Raw genomic sequence first — 3628 nt, forward strand, 5'->3', positions numbered from 1 at the left:
CGGGAAGTTCGCGTTCTGAAAGATGCGCATGTCAGTAATCTCCCCGCGTCAGATGGCCAGACCCTGCGCGGCGGACGACCGGCGCTCGAGGTACAGGGTGAACAGGGTGCGCGTCACGAAGATGGCCGTGAACATCGAGATGATGATGCCGATGCCCAGGGTGATCGCGAAGCCCTGGATGGGCCCGGTGCCCACGTAGTACAGGATGGCCGCCGTGAGCAGGGTGGTGATGTTGGAGTCGACGATGGCCGAAAGCGCCTGCTTGAACCCCTCGCTCACCGCCGCGCGCACGGGGCGGCCGGCGTCCAGCTCTTCGCGGATGCGCTCGAAGATCAGCACGTTGGCGTCTACCGACATGCCGATGGAAAGCACCAGGCCGGCGATGCCGGGGAAGGTGAGCACCGCGTCCACCGCGACCAGCGAGCCCAGCGTGTACAGCACGTACAGCGCGAGCCCGATCACCGCGAACAGCCCCGCCACCCGGTAGTAGCCGATCATGATGAGCACCACGCCCGCCAGGCCGATCAGGCCGGCGATGAAGCCCGCGCGCACCGAGTCGGCGCCCATCGTGGGGCCCACGGAGCGCTCCTCGACGATCTTCAGCGGCACCGGCAGGGCGCCCGCGCGCAGGACCAGGGCCAGCTCGCTGGCGTCTTCCAGCGTGGCGCTGCCCAGGGTGATCTGCCCATTGCGCTCGATCTGCCCCTGGATGACCGGGGCAGTGAACACCTGGTTGTCGAGCACGATGGCCATCTGCCGCTGCAGGTTGCGGCCCGTCTCACGCCCGAACACGCGCCCGCCGCGGCGGTTCAGCTCGAAGTTCACCACCGGGCGGTTGAACTGCGGGTCCGTCGCCGCCACCGCCGACTGCAGGTACTCGCCCGTCATGATGGCGCGGTTCTGCACGAACCACAGCGAGCGGAACTGCTTGTTCTCTTCGGCCTCGGGAACGCCCCACAGGACCTCCGTTCCGCGCGGCAGCGACGCGGCCACCGCCGGGTGGCGCAGCCAGGCGCCGACGGCGGCCGTGTCGGCCACGGCCACCAGCAGCTGCCCCTCGGGACCCACGCTGGCGATCTTGCTCTCGAAGGGCTTGCCCGCCGTTCCGCTGTCGGCCGCGGCACCCTTCTGCTTGAACACGCCGCCCACCGGCGACTCGGCCGCCGGGGCCGCGCGCGCCGCGTTGGGGAAGGCGCGGGCCACGGCCTGGTCCAGGCGGGCCACCGCGGGCTGCACCTCTTCCGGGCGGTTGACGATCTGGAACTCCAGGAACGCGGCCTTGGAGATCACGTCGCGGGCCTGGTTCATGTTCTGCAGCCCGGCCAGCTCCACCACGATGCGGTCGTTGCCGGCCTTCTGCACCACCGGCTCCGACACGCCGAGCGCGTTGACGCGAATGCGCACCACCTTCAGCGCGCGGTCGATGGCCTCGCTGCGCTGCTGGGCGGTGAGTGCCTTGCCGGTCTCGTCCACCTCGAGAGCCATGTGGATGCCGCCCTGCAGGTCCAGCCCCAGGGTGACCATCTGGCCCTTGCGGCCCTGGTTCCAGAAGAGGAGGGCCACGCAGGCGGCCGCGAGCACGAGAATCAAGCCCAGACGGGCCCTGACGTTCTGAAACATCGGAGCTGTGAACTCCCGAGGGAGGATGTGCGAGGATGCTTTCCCGGAGCGGGAAAACGGGGAACGACGGCGCCGTTCGGGATAACTCGAAAAGTTAGCCGCCCTTACGTGCTCCTGTCAACCGCCGCCGCCCCGCCCGCCGGGGGTGCCGGGAGCGGGGCGGCGTACGCCCAAGCCGTTGCCAATCGCCGGTTTAGGCACGGCGTCCGGTGTTGATCACGTTTACCTGGCGAAAGCGCGCCGGCGGGCACCCGTGCGAAACGGCGTTGCTTTGCGACGGCTGTCCCTTTCCGTCGTTGAACGAACCGTGGATCTCGTTGGTGCTTCGTCCGCCGATCAGGTCCATGCCGCTCCAGAACTCGGGCGTGCGCATCTGGTACGCCACGTCCTTGAGCATGCCGCCCACCCGGCCGTTGCGGATCTCGTGGAACACCTGCCCGCCGAACTGGGCGTTGTACCGCTGCTGATCGATGGAGTACGAGCCGCGCCCCTCGATCAGGATCCCGTTCTCGATGCCGCCCACCAGCTCGTCGAGCTTCACGTCGCGGGTGGCGTGCGGCATCAGGTTGACGTTGGGCATGCGCTGGAACTGCACGTCGGCCCAGCTTTGCGCGTAGCTGTTGCCGTGGCTGCGCACGGGCTTGCCGCTCTGCCGGTACCAGTCGGCCAGCATGGGCGCCTGCTCGCGCGTGGTCTGCAGGTCGTTCAAAATGCCGTTCTTGACGATCAGGTACTCGTCCGGGCGCACGCCCTCGTCGTCCCAGCCCACGGTGGCCAGGGCGCCGGGGGTGCTGCGCTCGGCCTGGATGTTCATGATCTCCTGGCCGTAGCGGAACTTGCCCAGGAAGTCGCCGATGGGGTGGATGAACGACGTTCCGGCGTAGTTGGCCTCGAACCCCATGATGCGGTCGAGTTCGGTGGGGTGCGCGATGGACTCGTGGATGGTCAGGAACAGGTGCGAGGGCATCAGCACCAGGTCGTAGCGCCCCGGCTCCACCGGTTTGGCGGAAAGCTTGGCGACCGCATCCTCGGCCCACCGGCGGGCGTTGTTCACCAGGTCGGCGTTGCGGACGTGCTCGTAGCCCAGCCCCATGGCGGCCACGGGGGTGCTCTGCCGTGCCTGGAAGTCGCCGCCGTCCGCGGCCACCGCCGTCACCGTCATCTGCGGCAGGGTGCGGTAGATGGTCTGGACGGTGTAGCTGCCGTCGGTGGAGGCGAAGGTCTTTTCCTCGCGCAGAAAGAAGAGCGACGAGGTGACGAACCGCGCCCCGGCCACGCCCAGCGCCGCGGCGTTGGCCTCGAAGAGCAGGTTCACCTTTTCCTCGATGGGCACGTCGAACGGGTCCACCTGGATGGGCGACTGCCAGCGCCCGTCCACCACCCGCTCCACCGGCGCCAGCTCCACCGGCCGCTGGCGCGCGGCGGCGTTGGCCCGCGCCTGCGCCACGGCCTGCCGGGCCACGCGCGTGACCTCCTCGGCGTTCACCTCGCGGCTGGCGGCGAAGCCCCACGCCCCGTTCGCCAGCACCCGCACGCCGAAGCCCGACGTTTCCGAGTCCTGGAAGCCGGTGATCTGCCGCTCGCGCGTGCCGACGGACTGGTTGCGGTTGCGGTTGATGCGGACGTCGGCGTACTGCGCGCCGGCGCTCTTCGCGGCATCCAGGGCGCGCATGGCGAGCTCGCGCTGGTCGGCGTCGCCGGACGTGATGATGCGGGCCGCGTGCGCGGCGCCGCTCGGGAGCACGGAAAGCCCGGCGGCTGCGGCGGCGCTGCGGGTGATGAATTCGCGGCGTTTCATACGGCTGCGCTCTGGGGATGATGGTGTGAGCGGATTGTAACGTGGAACGCGCGTTCGAACAACCGGGGCACGTGCGGGTCTCGGAGCCCGGTCGCCAGGCGGATTGGGAAGGCCCTAAGTCCCGATGCCTGGCCGGGGAGGCCACCGCGCCACACGTGCCGAAGCGCGATCGAATTCTCCCCTCTCCGCATGCGCAGCATGCGGGGAGGG

The 3628-nt window shown here is 69.3% G+C and carries 2 protein-coding genes; both read right to left on the reverse strand.

Going from position 1 to position 3628, the window contains the following annotated elements:
* Nucleotides 1-48: 48 nt before the first annotated feature.
* Nucleotides 49-1620 carry a protein translocase subunit SecD gene (gene secD / locus VIB55_RS10360; protein WP_331876585.1) on the reverse strand — a complete coding sequence of 524 codons (1572 nt, stop codon included), beginning with the start codon at nt 1618-1620 and terminating at the stop codon, nt 49-51.
* Between the two features lie 193 nt (nt 1621-1813).
* On the reverse strand, nt 1814-3418 hold the full coding sequence (locus tag VIB55_RS10365; protein WP_331876586.1) for a TldD/PmbA family protein: 1605 nt from the start codon (nt 3416-3418) through the stop codon (nt 1814-1816).
* Nucleotides 3419-3628: the final 210 nt, after the last annotated feature.

Origin of the sequence: Longimicrobium sp., assembly GCF_036554565.1 — a bacterium.
In the GTDB taxonomy this organism is placed as follows: Bacteria; Gemmatimonadota; Gemmatimonadetes; order Longimicrobiales; family Longimicrobiaceae; genus Longimicrobium.